18 protein-coding genes and 1 tRNA gene are annotated in these 16,924 nt (G+C 70.5%); 8 read left to right on the top strand and 11 right to left on the bottom strand.

Features of this window, described 5'->3' with window-relative positions:
* Positions 1–122 precede the first annotated feature (122 nt).
* Both ACZ68L_RS19890 and ACZ68L_RS19885 read right to left on the bottom strand, forming a co-directional pair.
* Entirely contained in the window at positions 123–1,607 is a 1,485-nt protein-coding gene (locus ACZ68L_RS19890) for a hypothetical protein (RefSeq protein WP_469578641.1), read from the bottom strand.
* A 71-nt stretch (positions 1,608–1,678) separates the two neighbouring features.
* The gene (locus tag ACZ68L_RS19885; protein ID WP_469578639.1) at positions 1,679–2,443 is read right to left on the bottom strand and encodes a DUF4097 family beta strand repeat-containing protein; all 765 of its coding nucleotides are present in this window, start codon (positions 2,441–2,443) and stop codon (positions 1,679–1,681) included.
* Positions 2,444–2,681: 238 nt separating this feature from the next.
* On the opposite strand from ACZ68L_RS19885, the gene ACZ68L_RS19880 reads away from it, so the two are divergent.
* Positions 2,682–2,753 (top strand) — tRNA-Val (locus ACZ68L_RS19880).
* 226 nt (positions 2,754–2,979) lie between these two features.
* On the opposite strand, the gene ACZ68L_RS19875 is transcribed toward ACZ68L_RS19880, so the two are convergent.
* The 3 genes from ACZ68L_RS19875 to ACZ68L_RS19865 all read right to left on the bottom strand — a co-directional run bounded on the left by ACZ68L_RS19875 (position 2,980) and on the right by ACZ68L_RS19865 (position 5,328).
* A complete protein-coding gene (locus tag ACZ68L_RS19875; protein WP_469578638.1) occupies positions 2,980–4,095 on the bottom strand; it encodes a radical SAM protein in 1,116 nt (371 codons plus the stop codon).
* 61 nt (positions 4,096–4,156) lie between these two features.
* Positions 4,157–4,696: a class IV adenylate cyclase gene (locus tag ACZ68L_RS19870; protein ID WP_469578636.1), complete on the bottom strand. Its 540-nt coding sequence runs from the start codon at positions 4,694–4,696 to the stop codon at positions 4,157–4,159.
* Between the two features lie 479 nt (positions 4,697–5,175).
* The gene (locus ACZ68L_RS19865) at positions 5,176–5,328 is read right to left on the bottom strand and encodes a hypothetical protein (RefSeq protein ID WP_469578634.1); all 153 of its coding nucleotides are present in this window, start codon (positions 5,326–5,328) and stop codon (positions 5,176–5,178) included.
* Between the two features lie 177 nt (positions 5,329–5,505).
* Between ACZ68L_RS19865 and ACZ68L_RS19860 the strand changes: the two genes are divergently transcribed.
* Both ACZ68L_RS19860 and ACZ68L_RS19855 read left to right on the top strand, forming a co-directional pair.
* Positions 5,506–6,750, top strand: coding sequence for a Twin-arginine translocation pathway signal (locus tag ACZ68L_RS19860; RefSeq protein ID WP_469578632.1), 1,245 nt, complete (start codon positions 5,506–5,508; stop codon positions 6,748–6,750).
* A gap of 1 nt (position 6,751) precedes the next feature.
* On the top strand, positions 6,752–7,069 hold the full coding sequence (locus ACZ68L_RS19855) for a 4a-hydroxytetrahydrobiopterin dehydratase (protein ID WP_469578630.1): 318 nt from the start codon (positions 6,752–6,754) through the stop codon (positions 7,067–7,069).
* 441 nt (positions 7,070–7,510) lie between these two features.
* On the opposite strand, the gene ACZ68L_RS19850 is transcribed toward ACZ68L_RS19855, so the two are convergent.
* Complete coding sequence (locus ACZ68L_RS19850; protein WP_015034725.1) at positions 7,511–7,585, bottom strand: 50S ribosomal protein bL37; 75 nt, start codon at positions 7,583–7,585, stop codon at positions 7,511–7,513.
* A 95-nt stretch (positions 7,586–7,680) separates the two neighbouring features.
* Positions 7,681–8,619 carry a MerR family transcriptional regulator gene (locus ACZ68L_RS19845; RefSeq protein ID WP_469578628.1) on the bottom strand — a complete coding sequence of 313 codons (939 nt, stop codon included), beginning with the start codon at positions 8,617–8,619 and terminating at the stop codon, positions 7,681–7,683.
* A gap of 93 nt (positions 8,620–8,712) precedes the next feature.
* On the opposite strand from ACZ68L_RS19845, the gene ACZ68L_RS19840 reads away from it, so the two are divergent.
* The 4 genes from ACZ68L_RS19840 (at position 8,713) to ACZ68L_RS19825 (ending at position 11,565) form a co-directional block, all read left to right on the top strand.
* Positions 8,713–8,877: a hypothetical protein gene (locus ACZ68L_RS19840; protein WP_469578627.1), complete on the top strand. Its 165-nt coding sequence runs from the start codon at positions 8,713–8,715 to the stop codon at positions 8,875–8,877.
* 183 nt (positions 8,878–9,060) lie between these two features.
* Complete coding sequence (locus ACZ68L_RS19835; protein WP_469578625.1) at positions 9,061–9,495, top strand: DUF7144 family membrane protein; 435 nt, start codon at positions 9,061–9,063, stop codon at positions 9,493–9,495.
* 213 nt (positions 9,496–9,708) lie between these two features.
* The gene (locus ACZ68L_RS19830; protein WP_469578623.1) at positions 9,709–11,082 is read left to right on the top strand and encodes a DUF1254 domain-containing protein; all 1,374 of its coding nucleotides are present in this window, start codon (positions 9,709–9,711) and stop codon (positions 11,080–11,082) included.
* 252 nt (positions 11,083–11,334) lie between these two features.
* Positions 11,335–11,565 carry a DUF2277 domain-containing protein gene (locus tag ACZ68L_RS19825; RefSeq protein WP_469578620.1) on the top strand — a complete coding sequence of 77 codons (231 nt, stop codon included), beginning with the start codon at positions 11,335–11,337 and terminating at the stop codon, positions 11,563–11,565.
* Between the two features lie 3 nt (positions 11,566–11,568).
* Here the strand turns inward: ACZ68L_RS19825 and ACZ68L_RS19820 are convergent, their stop codons facing one another.
* The 3 genes from ACZ68L_RS19820 to ACZ68L_RS19810 all read right to left on the bottom strand — a co-directional run bounded on the left by ACZ68L_RS19820 (position 11,569) and on the right by ACZ68L_RS19810 (position 15,090).
* Positions 11,569–12,258: a DedA family protein gene (locus ACZ68L_RS19820; protein WP_469578618.1), complete on the bottom strand. Its 690-nt coding sequence runs from the start codon at positions 12,256–12,258 to the stop codon at positions 11,569–11,571.
* A 385-nt stretch (positions 12,259–12,643) separates the two neighbouring features.
* Complete coding sequence (locus ACZ68L_RS19815) at positions 12,644–13,111, bottom strand: DoxX family protein (protein ID WP_469578616.1); 468 nt, start codon at positions 13,109–13,111, stop codon at positions 12,644–12,646.
* A gap of 1,334 nt (positions 13,112–14,445) precedes the next feature.
* Positions 14,446–15,090, bottom strand: a complete 645-nt coding sequence (locus ACZ68L_RS19810) for an HNH endonuclease family protein (protein ID WP_469578614.1) — start codon at positions 15,088–15,090, stop codon at positions 14,446–14,448.
* Positions 15,091–15,383: 293 nt separating this feature from the next.
* Between ACZ68L_RS19810 and ACZ68L_RS19805 the strand changes: the two genes are divergently transcribed.
* Positions 15,384–16,118 carry an ABC transporter permease gene (locus ACZ68L_RS19805; protein WP_469578613.1) on the top strand — a complete coding sequence of 245 codons (735 nt, stop codon included), beginning with the start codon at positions 15,384–15,386 and terminating at the stop codon, positions 16,116–16,118.
* 17 nt (positions 16,119–16,135) lie between these two features.
* On the opposite strand, the gene ACZ68L_RS19800 is transcribed toward ACZ68L_RS19805, so the two are convergent.
* The gene (locus tag ACZ68L_RS19800) at positions 16,136–16,798 is read right to left on the bottom strand and encodes an HAD-IA family hydrolase (RefSeq protein WP_469578611.1); all 663 of its coding nucleotides are present in this window, start codon (positions 16,796–16,798) and stop codon (positions 16,136–16,138) included.
* Positions 16,799–16,924: the final 126 nt, after the last annotated feature.

Raw genomic sequence — 16,924 nt, 5'->3', positions numbered from 1 at the left:
GGTCTCCGGTCTCCTTCGGGCGTATTACCAGGATCCGCCCACGACCTTGCCCCCGCACATCAGCAGGGCCGCGCGGACCGGCCCGGCGCATCGGGGACGCCCCTGGCCGTCCCGCCCGCACATCAGCTGCCCGCCCCGCGCTCCTCACGGATCTCGGAGACCACCCGCGCAGCCGTCCGACGCACGGCTTCAGTCTCGGTCAGAAAGTGCCAGTAGTCCGGGTGGCGCCCCTCCAGCCCGGCGATGGCGCGCTCCAGCCGGGCCACACCGTCGTCCAGCGGACGGGCATGGCGCGGATCGGGCGTGCTGCGCCCCGCCATGGCCAGGCGCTGGGCGTCCCGGATCGTGAAGCGGGTTCGCTGGATCTCCTGCTGCGGGTCCTTGGCCACGTCGTTGAGCCGGTGCAGCCGGTCACCGGCCGCGGACACCGCCTCGTCCGTGGCGTTCAGCAGGGCGCGGACCGTGCTCAGCCGGGACGTCGCGTCGGCCCACCGCTGCTCGTCCCGCGCCCTGGCCGCTTCCTTCAGCTTCTCCTCGGCCTGCCGCACATTGGTCGCCGCCTGCTCCGGCACCGGCTGCAGGTCCTGCCAGCACGCCGCCGAGAAGCGCCGCCGCAGCTCGCTCAGCACCGGCTCCACCGAGCCGGTCCGGGTCGTCAACGCCTGGGCGCGGGTCCGCAACGACACCAACCGGTGATCGATCTCGGCGGCCCGCTCGGGCAGCTGGGCGGCCTCCGCACGTACCGCCTCGGCATCGCGCAGCACTCGGTCGGCGCGCTGCAAGGTCTCCGGAACACCGTGCCGGCCGGCGCCCTGGTTGAGCTTGGTCAGTTCAGGAGCGAGGGCGGCCAGCCGCGCGGCGAGATCGTCCGCTCGCAGTCCGGACGCCCGCACCGCGTCGAGAGCGTTGCTCGCACCGAGGAGCGCCTGCCGGGCTCGTTCCACGGCGGGCGCGAGCCGGGCGAGCTGCGTCTCCGCGTTGCCCAGCAGCGGCCCGAGGCCCTGCGCGAACCGGTCGAGCTCGCCCTTGACCCGTACCAGCTCGTCCTTGGACCTGGTCAGCTCGGTCCTGGCCTGAGCCGCGACCGCCGGTTCCAGATCGTCCCGGTCCAGGTCGTGCGCATCGACCGCGGTGATGTACGTATGACTGGCCTCGTCGATCCGCCGTCCGAGAGCGGCGAAGTCGTCCACGGCCTTGCGCGCACCGGGCGAACTGTCCACCGCGGTGATCGTCTCGATCGAGATCCGCAGATCGCGCTGAGCCGTGTCCAGCTCGTAGAAAGCGGCGGCGGCGGCGTCCTTCGCGGCCTGTGCCTCGGCGCGCTGACTCTCCCCGCGCCCGCCGAACCAGCGCCGCGTACCGCCCCCGGCGAACGAGGCGGGCAACGTGGCGGCGAGCAGCGGCACGGGCAGCAACATCAGCAGGAGGACATCCCCGACCCCCCTGGCACCTCTGGAGCCTTTGACACCTCTGGAGCCTTTGACACCTCTGACGTTCCTGACGGTCCTGGCAACGACGTCCCTGACAGCGACATCCCTGGCAGGGGTATTCCCGACGGCGGAACTCCCACCCGCTCTCGCCCGCGGCCGCGCGTGTGTCGCCGTCACATCCCTCTCCCGTGCCGATTCGCCCTGCCCGGATCATTCTCCCACCAGGTAAGGACGAACACACGGGCCGGTTAGTTCACGCTTCGCACCGTGACTCGGCCGTTGCCGCTGTGGGCCTTCACCACATGAGGGCTGTCATCGCTGCGTGGCGCGTCCACCGAGATGCTTCCGTTGCGGGCGGTGGCGCTCACCGCGTACCTCACGGATCCGCCAGGCAGATCGACGGCGACCTCTCCGTTGTCGCTGTCGGCCTCCACGAGATCAGGCACGGAGGTGAACCCCAGCCGTACCATGCCGTTGTCGGACCGCGCCGACACGGACGTGGCCGAGATCCCTTCGGCGACGACGGCGCCGTTGTCGCTCTCCAGCTTGAGCGGCCCGCTGGAATCCCGGACGGTCACCTTCCCGTTGCCGGAGTGGAGGGTGAGGGGCGTGTCGAAGCCGGACGCGACGACCTTCCCGTTGTCGCCCTTGACGATCACAGTCACCCCGCGCGGCACCTTCACCTGGTGCTGCGAGGCACAGTCGCTGATGATCGCCTTGCACTTCACCCGCAGCGTGAGCGTGTCGTCCTGCATCGTCCACTTGGGATCGGGCCCGTTCCCGAGGACCACCCAGCCGTCGACCCGACGTGTCACCTCGACCTTGTGAACATCGGCGGGCACGAGCTCCAGGGACGTGCTCCCGGAGCGGATGGTCAGCGTCTTCCCGCTGAGCGCGAACGACTTGTGCTCGGCGGGCGCGTCGGCGGAGTCCGTACTGCCGCAGCCGGTGAGGACGAGCCCGAGAAGCGCGGCCCCACTGGACACGATGAGAGTGCGGGTACGGAGTGCCACGATGATCTTTCCCCCAGGTCGTACGACGGGTGGTCCCCGACGGTGTGGGCTTCACCCTACGGAGACCGGCCCACCCGCCAGAATCCGGACGGCTACCGTAAAAGGGGTGGGGATATCCCCCCGGAATCCCACCCGGCCCGCCCGCGCCGCCGCCGGGCCCCTGCCTCCCCGCCCGCTACCACCCCGGAACCGTTTGTGCCCGTGGGCCGTGAGCCATGTACGCTGTTGCCTCATCCACGGGTGCGTAGCTCAGGGGTAGAGCGCTGCTCTTACAAAGCAGATGTCGGCGGTTCGAAACCGTCCGCGCCCACAGTAGGAAACCGCAGGTGAAAGCCTGCTTAGGCCCCCCGGTCACGGTCGACCGGGGGGCCGTTTCCATGATCGATGCCACATGGATGCCACATCCCCACAGAGGTGACCAAGACCATGCGCACGGGTAACCCTCGTACGTACGGTCGATAGAACCGTGTACCGCTCGCCGACCTCGTACGGGAGTAGCCCAGGCCAGTCGACGGCCGGGGCCAGCTTGGGAGGCGCTACGTTCCGGGCTGCACCGTTGGCGCTCGCACCGCATACAGGCGGGCCAGCCGTGCGGCTTCGTCGTCGCGGAAGGCTGCAACCTCCCGGCACCGCTGGCTCATGACGAACTCGCCGAGCGTGAGGCACAGGTCCATACGTTGGATGCACACGCCGACCATGAACGGCCCGTCGGTGGCGCGGTACATGCGGACCCCGTAGTACCCCTCTTGGCAGTCGTTGGGGTTGTTGAACCGGCAGTCGGCGCACGTCTCCGGCAGGCGCACGGGGCGGATGCTCTTTGCGTACAGCGTCCGCCCGTCCGGCAGGCGGTAGCGCACCCGCTGATCCGACGCTCCGGCCGTGACGATGCGCCGGACCGGCGTTGCGCCAAGGTGATCGACGACGGCCTGCACGGCGTCGAGCGAGGCACCGCCGTCCTCCAGAGACACGAGCATCCGCACCACGACGGAGCGGCCATGCCGCTCGATGATTCGCAGCACGCGTTCAACGTGGTCATGCGAGGGGATCACGATGTTCGCGGACACCTTGACCCCATGGGCGGTCGCGGCCTCGATTGTGGCATCGAGGGCGGCGAGCTTGCGCTCGGCGAGCTTCGGAGAGGCGAGGCGCGGGGCCTGCACTGAGGCCAGTTCGCCGGGCGTGGTGCCGAACACGGACAGGTTGATGCGGTCGAGGCCAGCCTCGGCGGCGGCGGGCAGGACCGCGGCGCCGTTCTCCCCATTCGAGGTGAGTCCAACCGTGAGCCCCAGACGCCGGGCAATCCTGATCAGGCCAGGCAAGTCCGGGTGAAGCGTCGGTTCCCCACCGGTGAAGTGCACTTCGCTCGTCGGTAGGCTGCCGCGCATCGCGGCGAGGGCGAGGGCGAAATCGGCGTCGGCGGGGATGCGGGCCGGCAGGAAGTTGGCGCCGTTGGTGTGGAGGTAGATGGAGACGCGACCGGAACGGCCCGGGGTGCCGCTGAACCGGTCGGCGGACCGGTCGGTGTTGTCAGATGTGACGGGCGTTCCCTCGTTGTGGCAGAACGAGCAGGCGAGGCCGCACGCGTCGATGATCTTCACGCGCAAAGTGCGGTCCGGTCTGACCTCGACCGGGACGTCTTTCGGATCGTGCATGATGCCCCCTCTCCGTGCCGGCCGGGGCCGTGTGCCCCGGCCGGGAGTAACGGGTGTCGACCTACTCGAAACGCAGGTCGACGATGGAGTCCAGATCGATGCCGTACAGCCCGTAGACCTTCGTGGTGTTGATGGACGTCAGACACTCGCGGTCGATCCCGAGCGCGGCGGCCGTGTCCCAGACCTGTGCCTCGCTGTCCGCTTCGATCTCCAGATACGGCGGGATACGGGGCCACTCGTCGAGTTCCAGACGGACGTTGCCGAGCGTGTAGGAGGTGCGTCGATTCTCCTGGTAGCTGCGCGGCGTCAGGCCGATCAGACCGAGGAGCGCGTTTGCCTCCTCGAAGGAGTCGACTGCGACCTCGGTCTCGTGGGTTCCGTCGACCGCGTCCGTCGAGATCTGCTTGACGCACAGAGTGATACCGGCGCCGGTGTCGCGCAGCCGGACCCACCGCCCGGGGACAGCCGGGACGGTGTCGTACACGTATCGGCGCATGCGCCGGGGCTCGCCCTGCTGGGCGCCACCGGCGTCGATGATGAGTCGGGAAGTCTTCGCGGGGTCGATGTCCAGGACCTTCGCCTCATACTCAATGCCTGCCATGAGTCTCCGTTCGGTGAGTGCCAATGCGGTATGAACGACCGTCCGGCGCGCGGGGCGACGCACGGCTCAGCTCGGAACGTGCCACCCTCATCGTTTCGCGTGATGGTGACTCGCCCCGCCAGGGCACCGGCCAGTCGCGCACCTCATGCCGTCTCGTGCGCAGCTGGGGTCATGACTGGTGCGGCACGGACTCAGCGGGCCACGAGACACATGGGCGGTCCCGCGACGGACGGGTAAACCGGTCGTAGTGGCCGGGCTCCAGGGTGCAGCGCGCGCTGGTTTCGAGGTCCATGTCCCAGCAGTAGCAGGGGATGATGCCCGTCGATTCGGTTCTCACCGGCGGGCCTCCCGCCAGGCGCGGCCGAGCCGTACAGCCGTCAGGCACGAGGCGCCGGCGCGGCAGGTGGCGCAGGTGGTGGTGTGGCCGAGTCAGGTGCGGTACGCGGCGTCCGGCGCGGGTGGTCTCTTTGTCTGGGCGGTCATGCGCGGTCCTTCTTGCACTGGTCGCACTCGCAGATCGGGTACGCGGACGACTGGTCCACGGTCTTGAGCGGTGTGACCTCGGCTTCCGGGCGGATGACGCGTGTCCTACCGTACCGGTCGACCTCGTACACCTTGATCGTCATCGCCATATCGGCCCCTGGCCTACGTCGATTGAGGGGCATCCAGCCGGATCGCTGTACCGCCCTGCCCTTACACCCTGATGATGTGCGTGCACGGTGAGCAGCGAATAGGCCGTCGCATGGCCGCGCATGGCCACGTAGCGGCCATGGCCGGGAGCGCGGACTATGACACCCCAGACTGAACCCATGAGTCGCAACGATGCGCTACGAGCCGCGCGGCTCCGCGCTGGGTGGCGGACGATCGAGGCCGCCGCGACAGCCATCACCGAGCACGGGCAAGCTCTCCTCGACGACAGACAGTTCACGGTATCTGCGAGGACGTGGCGGCGGTGGGAGGGCGAGCGGCCCGGCTGGCCGGCCGAGGAGACCGCGATCGTCATTCACGATGCACTCGGCCGGTGGCCTGAAGACCTCGGATTCACTACCCCGCCGGGCTGGATCCGGCCCGAGCACCACGAAGAGGCAGAAGTGAAGCGCAGCGCGTTCGTCTCCGTCACCGCGGCCGCGCTTGTTGCCGGGCCCGTGGCGCCGCAGCACGTCGACCCCGCGCTGATCGACTACTTCCAGCAGCAGTTGGAAGGGCACTACCGGGCAGACATGTTCCTCGGCCCCCACGACCTGATCGGTACGGTGTCGGCGCAGTATCAGCTGATCGATAAGCTCGTGCGGTCCGCGAAAGGAGAGACCCGCCGCGGCCTTCTACGGGTCGGCGCGGCCTACGCGGCGCTCGTCGGCTGGCTGTATCAGGACGCTGGCGACATGGACGGCGCAGCCTTCTGGCGCGGCATCACCCAGGAGATTGCGACGCGGTCCCGCGACCCACACCTCATCGGATACTCGCTCGTCAACCAGGCCCAGGTTCGCACCGATCTGGGCGACGGACATGCAGTCGTCGACCTCTGCGAAGCCGCACTCGACGACGCCGACCAGCTCGTCCCGAAGGTGCGAATCATGGCCATGCAGCAGCAGGCCCATGGCGCCAGCCTCACCGGTGACCGCGGCCTGGTCGACCAACTCATCGACCAGGCCGACCGACTGCTGCCGCGGGTCGACGACGATCTGCCCTGGGGCAATGCCTGTCGCCGGACACCCGGATACCTCGAAGTGCAGCGGGCCACCTGCTACGGACGACTCGGTCTCGGGGAGGAGGCAGGCGCTCTGTGGTCGCAGGTGCTCGCGATCGTTCCGGAGACTGCCCGCCGCGATCGCGGGGTGTACATGGCACGGCAGGCGACAGCCGCCGCAGCCGCACGCGAGCCGGACCAGGCCGTGGAGATTGCCCGCACAGTTGCGACGATCGCCGTCGAGACGCGGTCCGCACGCATGGCTCGTGAACTGGTCACTCTGGAGCGGGTGATGCGCCCGTGGCAGGATGCCCCGATTGGCCGGGACCTTGCGGAGGTGCTGGCCCCGGTGACTGAGAGGGGATGACGTGGCAGGCGTACCGAAGCCGTTGACGGACGAGGAGATCACGAAGCGGCTGGCTGAACTGCCGGAGTGGACACGGGACGGGGACGAGATCCACCGCAGGGTCGACATTCGGTATCACGCGGGTGTCGCGATGATCGTTCACATCGCCGACCGTGAACGGCGCATTGGCCATCACGCGGACATTGATCTACGGATCGACCACCTGAACATCGCAGTCACCACCCATGACGCTGACTACAAGTTGACCGAGGCAGACTTTGACCTTGCGGCTCGGATTGACGCCATCGCGGCGGCACACCAGTCCACGCCACTCGACTGACCTCGGATGCACGAAACCGCCCCCGCTCCGGCCGTAGCCGGAACAGGGGGCGTGGTTCATGAGCGGCGGCGATCCGGCGGGAGACCGGCCACAGCAGGGCTCGACGATGGGGCAGGGTCCGGGCTGGACGGTGTGGTCCGGCGGCACACCAGCGCATCCGGATCGGATGGTAGCGGCTGGAGGCTGTACCCGGCCGGGCACGTCTGGCCGTCGCGACCGCGACGGTCCGGGCAGCGGACGCCGAGTCGGATCGGCGTCCGAGATGGGCGGTGCACCGGGTACCCGCAGGGCACGGACACCTGGAGGGCGCCGATATGCCCGCAGGACGTGGACACTTGGAGGGCGTGGACACTTGCCAGGGTCTGGACACCTGCAGGGCGCGGAGGCCGCGCCCTTTCGGCTGCTTGCTTGCTCGCTCGGTCGCTCGCTTGCTCGCTCGGCTCAGGCGTTGGGGCGCTTGCCGTGGTTGGCGTTCTTCTTCTTGCGGGCGCGGCGCTTGTTTCCTCGTTTGGCCATGTTGCATATCTCCCTCATTCAGGACATTTCGAGCATTCGTCAGTCTAGGTTCGGCCTGGTGCGACCGCATCAGAGGTGTGGCGTGCGTGGCGCGCCTACGCCGGCAACCGAGCGCGCAACGCCTCGGTGAACCAGGTGAGGGCCGGTGTCGGGTCGTCCGGGGGAGGCCAGGCGTTGATCACCGCGAGCAGTTGTGCGTACCGCAGGCGACGAGGGTCGTTCGCGGTCTCCAGCAGGGTCAGCAGCCGATGGCGGAGGTCGGTGTCGTCGGGGTGCCCGACATCGTGCGCGTACCGGGTCATGACCGTCTCGACGACCGGGTCCGCCCGGAGCGAGGCCGGGGCGATGCCGGCTGCCAGAGCCGGGGCGACGTGGTCACGGACCGTCGCCGCCGGGTCGCGGCGCGGGCCGGTCGGATCGCCTTGGGCATACATGGCCGCGTGGTGCCCGGCCAGACGGCGTACGACGGCGCGAAAATCGGAGTCCTGGGACAGTTCGGCCAACTCGATCCAGGACTCGACCTGTTCGGTGTCGGCGTTGTCGGGCAGCTCCGGGGTCATTGAGCGCATGATTCCGGTGAACTCGGCGGCGGTGTCCAGGCCGCCGAACGCGGCGTCGAGGAACTCGCCCACCAGGTTTCGGCGTTGGTCCTCGGAGAGCTGGGCCAGTCTGTGCATGAGATCCATTTCCTCGGGCGTGGACCCGCGCCTGGCCACCGCGGCGAGCACCGCGCGCCGCGTGCGCAGCGTGCGGATCTGCGCCGTCAGCGCATCGGCGTGAGCAGCAGCCACCTCGGGGATCGAGAGCTCCCGGTCCACGACCTTGCGGATCGTGGGGAGGTCCAGTCCCAGTTCGCGCAGCGTCCGCACCAGTTCCAGGCGTGCGACGGCCTCGATGTCGTAGCGGCGGTAGCCGGCCGGGCTGCGGTCGGTCGGCGGCACGATCCCGCGGTCGGCGTAGAACCGGATGGTCTTGACCGTCAGCCCGGTCCGCCGGGCCAGATCGCCGATCGAGTGGAGCGCGTCGCCGTCCATGTCCCCCACTCTCACGTCTCCCCCCACGGGAGACTCAAGTCCGGTACGTCGTCACGTGTCCGCCTCACCTTCGCACCGCCCCCTGAGGGAGCCATGTCGTACGGCTGCCCGCCGCCCCAGGCCGGTCAGCAGCCTCTCGTCGAACGAGTCGGTGCCGCCGTCGGCCGGGGTCCGGAGGGCGGTGCGCCCGCGAACGGCGCGTTCCCGGGCAAGCCCACCTGCCGGGTGGCGAAGGTGCTGCGGCTCCCGGCCTCGTAGTCCCGGCCGTTTCGGGTACCGGGGTCCTGCGGGACCGGGTTCCCGCGCGACGTGTGGCTGCCGCACCGTACCGTCGCGCGTCCGGGGACGTCACCCGTACGGGTGCGTCCGGGTGGTCGTGCCGCGAAGTGCCACGCAGGGTCGGTTCTGTTCCGGCAGTCCCGCTTCGGCCAAGGAGTCCCCATGGCACACTCAGCGTCCACGCCCGGCCCGACCCGTTCCGCGGACCAGGGGGACATCAACCCTTGGGCGGCCGGCGGGATCATGTTCGCCGGCGTGCTGCTGCTCGTCGACGGCGTCTTCGGAGTGATCAAGGGCATCAGCGGGATCGCGTCCGATGAGGTCTACGCGCGCATAAGCAACTACACGTTCAGATTCGACGTGACCGCGTGGGGATGGATCCATCTCATTCTCGGCATCGTGCTCGGAATCGTCGGGTGGGGCATCCTCAAGGGCGCCACCTGGGCCCGAGGCACGGGTGTGGTGATCGCCGCCATCAGCCTGGTCATCAACTTCATGTGGCTGCCGTACCAGCCGATCTGGGCGATCATCTCCATCGCCATCGACACATTCGTGATCTGGGCCCTGTGCACGGAGGACGCGAAGGCGGTCATCTGAGTGGGTGTCGATCGCGGTACCACCGGGTGCCGACTGTCCCTGCCCGGACGGCCCTTCATCGCCGCCGTCCGGGGTTACGGGCCCGACTTGGCCCTCGCACACGGCAGTCGGCCCATGGCGGCCCGCGGTTCCAGGACTTGTTCCAGGACGCCCCGCGACGCCCAGCTGCTCTGTTGCGATGTGCGCCCTGAGTGAGTGACGAGGAGGACCGCAGTGCCGGAGGAGAGCACGGAAGAACTCGTCGCCCTTGCCACCGAGGCGTACGTCTACGGCTGTCCGCTGGTCCATGACCTGTCGACGGTAGAAGACTTCATGCACACGGGCATCGGGCCGCTGCCGCCCACCCCCTTCAACCACTTCGCCCACTCCGGGCAACAGGCGTCCCCCGGAACAGCGTGCGTGACCGTCGACCACGACACGGTCCACTCCGTCGCCCATCTCGACCTCTCCGGCGGGCCGGTGCTGCTGCATGTCCCGGACACGGACGGCGCGTACTACGTGTTGCAGTTCGTGGACGCCTGGACCAACAACTTCGCGTACGTCGGCCACCGTGCCACCGGCACGGAGGCCGGGGACTGGCTCGTCGTGCCGCCCGGCTGGTCGGGCAGCGTGCCCGGCTCGGTGCGCGGCGTGATCGACGCTCCGACCTCTGTCGTCTCCGTCATCGGCCGCTACGTCTGCCACGGCCCGGACGACATGGGCCGGGTTCGCGCGCTCCAGGCACGGCTCACCCTCACCCATGTCGAACCGGGCACCCACCGCACGGGTCTGCCGGCAGCCGACCCCGACGTACCGGAGCCGCTGCGGTTCTTCGAACAGCTCAGGGTCTGGATGGCCGACTTTCCGCCGTCCGCGGCCGACCGCGCGTACCAGGACCGGTTCCAGCCGCTGGGGCTGCTGGAGGAGGGGCCGTCGCCGTACGTGTCCGCCGATCCCGTCCTCGTGCGCGTACTGACCGAGGGCCTGGCCCGGGGCAGGGCGTGGGTGGAGGAGGCGGGCCGGTCCTCGGCGGAGGGCGGGGGCTGGGAGATGGATCCGCACCTCTTCGACTACAACCTCGACCAATACGGTGTCGGGGCCCTCGGCTCACCGGAGTGGCGGATCGAGGACCGGGAGAGCTCCTACCGGACCAGGGCGGTGGCGGCACGGACCTGGCTGTGGGGTGTCCATGGCTACGAGGCGGTGTACGCCCACACCCTGCGCGACGCCGACGGCGAGCGGCTGAACGGGGCCCACTCCTATGTACTGCGTGTCGACCGGCAGCCTCCGGTCGGGGCGTTCTGGTCCCTGACGATGTATGACGTGCCGCACCACCGCCTGGTCGGGAATCCGCTCGGGAGGTACTCGATCGGTGACCGCACCCCGGGTCTCGTGCACGGCGAGGACGGTTCGCTGACGATCCACATCCAGCGGGAGCGGCCGGCGGACCGGGCCGCGGCGGCCAACTGGCTGCCCGCGCCCGGCGGGGACTTCCGGCCGGTGCTCGCGCTCTACGAGCCGGGGCCGGAGATCCTCGACGGTACGTACGAGATCCCCGCCCTCGAACGGACCGGGGGAGGGGACGGCTCACGGCGAACGGAGCGATGAGACGGGGCGGCGGAGCGGCGGGGTGGCGAAGGCGTCGGGCTGATGCCTGTCCCAGCTGTCGGGCGGAGGCGCGTCGTGGCTGTCGGGCCCATGTTCGTCGGCTGTCGGGCGGAGGCGCGTCGTGGCTGTCGGGCCCATGTTCGTTCCGGCCGTCCGGCCGAGGCCCGCCCTGGCCGTCGAATCCATGCCGTCCCGGCTGTCGGGCCGACGCGTGTCCCGGCCGTTGTCAGTGGCCCGGTCCACACTGGAGGCATGTGCCGCAGCATCAAGACCCTTCGCCCGCCCGTCCTGCCCGAAGAGGCCACCGACGAGGAGATCCGGGCCGCCGCCCTGCAGTTCGTACGCAAGGTGTCCGGCTTCCGCGCGCCGGCCGCGCACAATCAGGAGGTGTTCGACCGGGCGGTCGACGAGATCGCCGAGGCGACCGCCAGGCTGCTGGACGGTCTGGAGATACGGGGTGCGGTCAGGACACCGACACCGTAGCGGTCAGGACGCCGACACCGTAGTGGCCGTCGCGGTCGCCGACGCCTGGGCGGCCGCCGCCGCTGCCGGGCGGCGCATGACGTACGCGGCCAGGGCTCCCGCCACGAACAGGGCAAGGACCGAGACGGCCGTGCCCACCCAGGTCGCGCCGAGCCACTGGCCGCCGAAGTAGCCGAGGCCCACGCTGTATCCGGCCCAGGCCACGCCCGCCAGGGCCGACCAAGGCAGGAATTCCTTCGCCGTGCGATGCGCGGCGCCCGCGCCCAGGGAGACGACCGAACGCCCTGCCGGGGCGAAGCGGGCGATGACGACGAGGATGCCGCCGCCCCGGGCGAGGGCGGCGCCGAGGCGTTCCTGCGCGGAGGTGAGGCGGCGGGAGCGGGCTATGGCCCGGTCCAGACGCTCGCCGCCGCGCCAGGCCAGCCGGTATGCGACGAGGTCGCCGAGGACCGAGGCTGAGGCCGCGCACAGGATCAGCGCGAGAAGGGAGGGGACCTGGGGCACCTGCTCGGCGGCGCGTGACGCGGAGGCCGCCCCGGCGACGGTCGTCGAACCGGCGGCGGCGGCCGTGGCAGCGGTGATCACCAGCACCCCGCTGGGCAGCAGGGGCAGAAAGACGTCCAGGAGCACCGAGAGGGCGACCACGGCGTAGATCCATGGGCTGCCGGTCAGCGCACCCACACTCTCAAGCACCTACTACTCCCCGATCCGGAACAACGCCGCGACGTCGCAGGGGAGCGGCAGGAGCGGCAGGGCCAGCTGTACAGCGTACGCCTGACGCTCATCCGGTGATCTATAAATACGCGCGATGTTGGGAAGGTCACGTACGCCCGGAAATGGGAAGCTCGTGTTCCGGGCGTACGTGCGCTGCGGCCCACCGGCTGGGGATGCGCCGTTCATGAGCGGCCTGCGGGCGGGGTTCGTCCTGTGCGGAGCGGCTCGCGAGCGCAAGGGGTGACCGTGCGCGGATGGGGCCAGGGGCGGAAGGGTCGGGGCCTGCGCGGATCAGTCCGTCGCCGCTGCGGTGGCCGCAGCGGCGGCCCGCCGGCTGTCGCGGGCTTCCCGGGCTTCCCGGGTGTCAGACGGTTACGGCTGGTGCCTGCTCATGCGCGCGGTCCTCGCCGCTTTCCTCGCCGCGCTCCGCGCCGCCCCGGCCGAACAGCCGGTCGAGGGCCAGCGCGCCGGGGCCGGTGAAGACCAGCAGGAGGAACGCCCAGCAGTAGACGGCCGAGGGCTCGCCGCCGTTCTGCAGCGGGAAGAGTGCCTCGGGCTGGTGGACCTGGAAGTACGCGTACGCCATGGAGCCGGACGAGATCAGCGCGGCGATACGGGTGCCCAGGCCGAGCACCACCAGGCCGCCGCCGACGAGCTGGATGACTGCCGCGTACCAGCCGGGCCAGGCTCCGGTGGGTATGGAGCCGCCGCCCATCGCGCCGCCGAGGACGCCGAAGAGCGAGGCGGCGCCATGGCAGGCGAAGAGCAGGCCTACGACGATCCGGAACAGGCCGAGGGCATAGGGCTGAGCCTGATTCAAACGTGCGTGCATGGGGGGAGGGCTCCTTCGGTCTGGTGGGGACGTGAACCGATTGAGTGCCACAGATTAGGGAAACCTCACCAATGCTTGCAAGTTCAACATTCTGTCGACTGGCTGAAAGTTGCCCTGTGGTTGTCGGCCGGTGCCCGCGTCGACACCGTCTCCAACTGCGCACCTTCCTTCGTTGCCATGGCCTGAACCAATGGCGGCGCAACTTTCCGGCCACGCGAGGCGGGCGGCGTGAGGAGATCGCCGAACCGGGGTGCGCCGCCCTGCGGAGGCCTGCCGCAGTTATGCCTGCTCGCCCGTGCCGTGCTGCGGGCCGGCCGAGGTGCCGCCCGGCCGACTGTCGGCCGGGGCGGAAGGCGGTTCTGGGCGGCCCGGGGGTCGAGTTGTGTGCGAGGGGGCAGGTCAACCGATGGGCGCGCGCTTCGGGGGCGCCCATCGGTTGCCCCGGGGACCACGGGGGCTCCATGGCGTATGCATGGTGCACATCGCCCGACAGTGCGCAAACCGCCGCAGGGCGGGCCGGCCTCCCGGTCCTGTCGCCGGACCGGATCCGTCGGTTCCTGGAGGGAGCCGGGGAAGAGCGTCCGATGTTCCAGGTGGGAGCGTTGGCGCGGCTTCTCGCCGGAGCCGGTCCGCCATCCCTCGGGCCCGTCGTGCTCGCCCCGGCGCCGTGCGGCGTTCCGCTGTGCCGTGCCATGGGCGGGCGGCGGCAGGGGGCGCGGTGCGAGGTGTCGATCAGGGGATGGCGGTACGAACCGGGGCCGGCGAAGGCCTGCTCGCGCGCCCGGTGGGCCTCATCGGCGTCGAGCGCCGCTCGCCGCCGCTCGCCGCCGCTCGTCGAGAGCGCGGGCCGCGAGAGGGGCCCTTCGCCGGCAGCCGTACTCGGCCGAAAAGGCTCCGGTGGCTCCAGCGCGTACGCTCCGCCGCGCGTCCGGCTCGGCGGCGACGCGGCGCGGCGTTCCGGTGGGACCGGCGCGCTTCCCGGTCGCAGGTACGGCGTTCGGGTGCGGCCGGTGCGCCTCCCTCTCGACGCGCCTCCCGGCCGGCGCGCCCAGCGGGTGAGTACCCGAGGTGGTGGACCCGGCCGGTCCCGGTCGCTGCGTGCCATCGCGTCGTTCCCGCGTACGGGCAGGGAGCCGCGCGGTGTGCACGGCCCCCTGCCCGTCCAGGAACGGCGGGGAGGGGCGGGCTGTTCGGCTTCGCGCCCCCTCGCCGAGCCAGTCGTCGACCTCGCCGACCTGCTCGCCGACCTCGCCGACCTGCTCGGTTCGGCGTTCGGCGTGGTGTGCGGTGCGGCGCCCGTCGAGGTGTTCAGCGGTTGTTCAAGGCCGCCGTGTTCAGCAGTTGTTCAGGACCGACTGCAGGGCGCTCTTCTCGGCCGAGTCGACGCTCAGGTTGTAGTAGTGCTTCACATGCACCCAGGCGCGCACGTAGGTGCAGCGGTACGTGGCGAGCGGGGGCAGCCACTTGGCCGGGTCCTTGTCGCCCTTGGACTGGTTGACGTTGTCCGTGACGGCGATGAGCTGCGGACGCGTCAAGTCGTTGGCGTACGCCTGTCGTTGGGCAGTGGTCCAGCTGCTCGCACCCGATCGCCAGGCCTCGGCGAGCGGCACCATGTGGTCGATGTCCAGATCGGAGGCGGCGGTCCAGGTGGCGCCGTCGTACTCCGAGTACCAACTGCCGCTGACGGCCGCGCAACTGGCGTCCTGCGTCACGTTCGTGCCGTCCCGCTTGAGGACGACCTCACGCGTGTTGCAGGTGCCCGACTGGGTGATCCAGTGCGGGAACTTGTCGCGGCTGTAGCCGGTCGACGAGCCCTCGGGAGAGACGGTCAACTGGCTCAGATAGGTGCGGGCGGTCGACGCCGCGACCGGGGTGGGCATGGCCGCCTGGGCGCTGGGGGCGGTGAGCAGGCCGGTCGTTGCGGCGAGGGCGGCGGATGCGGCGAGGACGGTGATGCGACGCGCGTAGACACCTGACATGCGAACTCCTTGTATGTGGGGGGACCTTGGACGGGTGACCTGTGGAGCCCGGCCATCGTGGCGGCGCCGGGTTTCCGTGGGGTGGGCGCCAGGTAACAGAGTGGCGACATGGGCACGTCACATCAAGAGTTCTGACGAACGGGGCTGGAGCATGGGGGCGTACGTCCGCATCTGCGCGGGCGTATGTGCTGAGGCGTCGGCAACCGGCCGGTGGCGCGGATCGGTTGGCGCGTTGTCCGCGCGCACCCTGGCCGCGGTTCCGGCCGAGCCGGGGCCGGTCATAGGGTTACGTCGTGCTGCTACCCGTCAACATCACGCTCGGGGTCGTCCTCGCACTGTTGCTCGCGGCGGCGGCCGGTGTCGCCGCACTGGGCTCGCTCGGCCGGTCGCGGGAGATCCTGCTGGCCGGACTGCGGGCCGCGGCCCAACTCGCCGCGGTTTCCCTGCTCATCGGCTGGGTGGTCCGGTCGCTGCCGCCGCTGCTCGCGTTCGTGGCACTGATGTACGCCGTGGCGACGGTGACCGCGGGTCGCCGGGTCACCCGCAATCGGACCTGGTGGTGGGCGGCCCTGTCGATCGGGGCGGGGGTCGCGCCGGTGATCGCCCTGTTGCTCCTCACCGGGCTCGTCCCGGTCCGGGGCATCGCGCTGATCCCGGTGACCGGCATCCTCATCGGGGGTGCGCTGACCGCGACCGTGCTCAGCGGGCGGCGGGCGCTGGACGAGCTGACGACCCGGCGCGGGGAGGTGGAGGCCGGAATGGCCCTCGGGCTGCTCGACCGTGACGCGAGACTGGAGATCGCCCGGCCCGCGGCGTCGGACCCGCTGCTGCCGGGGCTCGATCAGACGCGGACGGTCGGGCTCGTCACCTTGCCGGGCGCCTTCGTGGGCATGCTGCTGGGTGGCGCCTCACCGGTCCAGGCGGGAGCCGTGCAGCTGTTCGTGCTGGTCGCGCTGATGGCCGTGCAGGCGGTGGCCGTCACGGTCGTGCTCGAACTGGTGGCGCGGGGGCGGCTGCACCGGGACTGACGGCCGCCGGGCAGGGGTTATCGCGCGCCGATGTGCAGCCGGATCGAACCGTCGGCCGCCGCCTCCACCCGGAGCTGTGTCAGGTCATCGACGTGCGCGTCGGGTGAGAGCGCCGCGGCCCGCGGGCCGACGCCCACCACGCGCATGCCCGCCGCCCGGCCGGCCGAGATGCCCGCCTCCGAGTCCTCGAAGACGACGCAGTCCGCCGGGGCGAAGCCCAGCTCGGCCGCTCCCTTCAGGAAGCCCTCGGGGTCCGGCTTGCTGGCGCCGACGCACTCCGCGGTGACGCGGGTGGCCGGCATCCGCAGGCCGGACGCGGTCATCCGGGTCCGGGCCAGCGCCTCGTCGGCCGAGGTGACCAGGGCGTGCGGAAGCGCGGCGATCGCGTCCATGAAGGCGGGCGCGCCGGCGACCGGGACGACACCGTCGGTGTCGGCGGTCTCCTCGGCGAGCATCACCCGGTTGTCCGCGTAGTTCTGCTCCATCGGACGGTCCGGGAGGAGTGCCGCCATGGTGGCGTACCCCTGCCGCCCGTGAACCACCTTGAGCGCGGCCTCCGGGTCGAGCCCCTCCCGCAGCGCCCAGCGCCGCCAGCAACGCTCCACGACAGCGTCGGAGTTCACGAGGGTGCCGTCCATGTCCAGAAGGAGGGCGCGGGCTGTGAGGACGGTGGCCGGCATGGGCGGGCTCCAGGGCGCGGGGGAGACGAAAGCGTGGGAAAGAGAACAAGCAGCCTCGCCCGCCGGTCAGGGGGTGGCGGGCGGAGGCTACTTTGTTCCATCACGATACAAAGACCTGACCCGGAA

The organism is Streptomyces sp. NPDC104309, from assembly GCF_055584025.1.
This window is presented reverse-complemented; position numbering and strand designations above follow the sequence as displayed.

Coding starts and splice junctions, on each gene's coding strand:
- ACZ68L_RS19800 (WP_469578611.1), bottom strand. CDS start 16,798: ATGCCGGCCACCGTCCTCACAGCCCGCGCCCTCCTTCTGGACATGGAC.
- ACZ68L_RS19870 (WP_469578636.1), bottom strand. CDS start 4,696: ATGGCAGGCATTGAGTATGAGGCGAAGGTCCTGGACATCGACCCCGCG.
- ACZ68L_RS19845 (WP_469578628.1), bottom strand. CDS start 8,619: ATGGACGGCGACGCGCTCCACTCGATCGGCGATCTGGCCCGGCGGACC.
- ACZ68L_RS19815 (WP_469578616.1), bottom strand. CDS start 13,111: ATGCACGCACGTTTGAATCAGGCTCAGCCCTATGCCCTCGGCCTGTTC.
- ACZ68L_RS19875 (WP_469578638.1), bottom strand. CDS start 4,095: ATGCACGATCCGAAAGACGTCCCGGTCGAGGTCAGACCGGACCGCACT.
- ACZ68L_RS19865 (WP_469578634.1), bottom strand. CDS start 5,328: ATGGCGATGACGATCAAGGTGTACGAGGTCGACCGGTACGGTAGGACA.
- ACZ68L_RS19825 (WP_469578620.1), top strand. CDS start 11,335: ATGTGCCGCAGCATCAAGACCCTTCGCCCGCCCGTCCTGCCCGAAGAG.
- ACZ68L_RS19835 (WP_469578625.1), top strand. CDS start 9,061: ATGGCACACTCAGCGTCCACGCCCGGCCCGACCCGTTCCGCGGACCAG.
- ACZ68L_RS19840 (WP_469578627.1), top strand. CDS start 8,713: ATGTCGTACGGCTGCCCGCCGCCCCAGGCCGGTCAGCAGCCTCTCGTC.
- ACZ68L_RS19860 (WP_469578632.1), top strand. CDS start 5,506: ATGAGTCGCAACGATGCGCTACGAGCCGCGCGGCTCCGCGCTGGGTGG.
- ACZ68L_RS19810 (WP_469578614.1), bottom strand. CDS start 15,090: ATGTCAGGTGTCTACGCGCGTCGCATCACCGTCCTCGCCGCATCCGCC.